The sequence below is a fragment of the Sphingomonas sp. CCH9-F2 genome (genome assembly GCF_001556735.1).
In the GTDB taxonomy this organism is placed as follows: Bacteria; Pseudomonadota; Alphaproteobacteria; order Sphingomonadales; family Sphingomonadaceae; genus Sphingomonas; species Sphingomonas ginsenosidimutans.
In genome coordinates this window covers 1-1,845 of sequence record NZ_LSJO01000513.1, presented here as the reverse complement: position 1 = coordinate 1,845, position 1,845 = coordinate 1, and the positions used below count along the sequence as shown (strand labels likewise).

The 1,845-nt window shown below is 74.6% G+C and carries 1 protein-coding gene; it reads left to right on the top strand.

Annotated features, from left to right (window positions below; all coding sequences use genetic code 11):
* Positions 1-1,845, top strand: a 1,845-nt coding sequence (locus AX685_RS14605) for an ABC transporter permease (protein WP_066489973.1), incomplete at both ends; no start/stop codon positions are given.

Below are 1,845 nucleotides of genomic sequence, written 5' to 3'. Positions count from 1 at the left end.
CCTTCCGCATCGGCGGGATCATCGCCGACGAGCCGGACCGGCTGGGCGAGGGCTTCACGCTCGGCCCGGTCGCGATCGTCTCGCGCGCCGGGCTGGACCGCACCGGGCTGATCCAGCCGGGCAGCCTGTATGCGACACGCTACCGGATCGCCGCGAAGGGCGCCCCGGCGGCGATCGCCGAGCGGTTCGAACGTCGGTTCGACACCGCCGGATGGGAGACCAAGACCCGCGACCGCGCGTCGCCGGGGGCCAGCCGCTTCGTCGCGCGGATGGGCGATTTCCTGACGCTGGTCGGGCTGGCGGCGCTGGTGATCGCCGGGATCGGCATCGGCAACGGCGTCAGTTCGTACCTGGAGGCGCGGCGCGACACGATCGCCACGCTGAAGATCCTGGGCGCGACATCCGGGATGGTGGCGCGCATCTACCTGCTGCAGCTGCTGGCGGTGTCGGCGGTGGGGATCGGGCTGGGGCTGATCGCGGGGATCGCCGCGGTGCCGCTGGCCGGGATCGCGATCAGCGGGGTGCTGCCGGTCGCGCCGGGGCTGACCGTCCAGCCGGGACCGCTGGCGCTGGCGGCGGGATACGGCCTGCTGATCGCGCTCGCCTTCTGCGCGCGCCCGCTGGTCGCGGCGGGGCGCGTGCCGGCGGCGGCGCTACTGCGCGGCGCGCTGGACACGCGCGGCGGCGGCGGCTGGCGCGGCATCGCCTGGGGACTGGCGGCGGGGCTGCCGGTGCCGGTGCTGGCGCTGCTGACCAGCGCGCGGCCGGGCTTCACCGCCGCCTTCCTGGGCGCGACCGCGGGGGCGCTGGCGATGCTGGTGGCGATCGGCGCGCTGATCCGCGCCGCCGCCGCGCGCGCCCCGCGCCCGCGCCGTCCGCTGGCGCGGCTGGCGCTGTCGGCGCTGCATCGCCCCGGATCGCGGACCGTGTCGCTGGTTGTCGCGCTGGGACTGGGGCTGACGCTGTTCGTCCTGCTGGCGACGATCCGCACCAGCATCGACGGCAACATCCGCCGTTCGGTGCCGGAACGCGCGCCCGCACTGTTCGCGCTGGACGTGCCGCCCGAGCGCGAAGCCGAATTCCGCCGCACCGTCACCGCGATCGCGCCGGGCGCGACGATCGCCACCGTGCCGCTGATGCGCGGCACGATCACCGGCTACGGCACCACGCGCGTCGCCGATCTGGCGACCATCCCGGAGGGCGCATGGGCGCTGCGCGGCGAGCGCGGGCTGACCTTTTCCGCCACGCTGCCGGCGGGCAGCACGCTGAGCGCGGGACGATGGTGGTCCGCGCAGGAGGCGGGCGAGAGCCTGGTGTCGGTCGACGAGCGGCTGGCGGAGGCGCTGGACCTGAAGATCGGCGACCCGCTGACCGTGTCGGTGCTGGGGATGGAACGTACCGCGCGCATCGCGTCGTTCCGGCGGATCGCGTGGGAGACGCTGGGCTTCAACTTCGTCATGGTCTTTTCCCCCGGCGCGCTACGCGACGTGCCGCACAATCTGGCGGCGACGATCGACATGCCCGCGGCGAAGGCACAGCGCGTCACCGCCGCCCTGCTGCCGCGCTTCCCCTCCACATCGGTGATCGAGGTGGGATCAGTGCTGGCCCAGGTGCAAGACGTGGTGCGCCAGATGGCGGCGGCGATCACCGCCGCGGCGAGCGTCGCGGTCCTATCCGGGATCGCGGTGCTGCTGGGCGCGATCGCGGCGGCGCGCGCGGCGCGCAGCTATGACGCGGTGCTGCTGAAGGTGCTGGGCGCCACCCGGCGACAGGTGCTGGCGGCGCAGGCGATAGAATATGCGCTGCTGGTGGGCGCGGTGGGTGTCGTCGCGACGATCCTGGGGG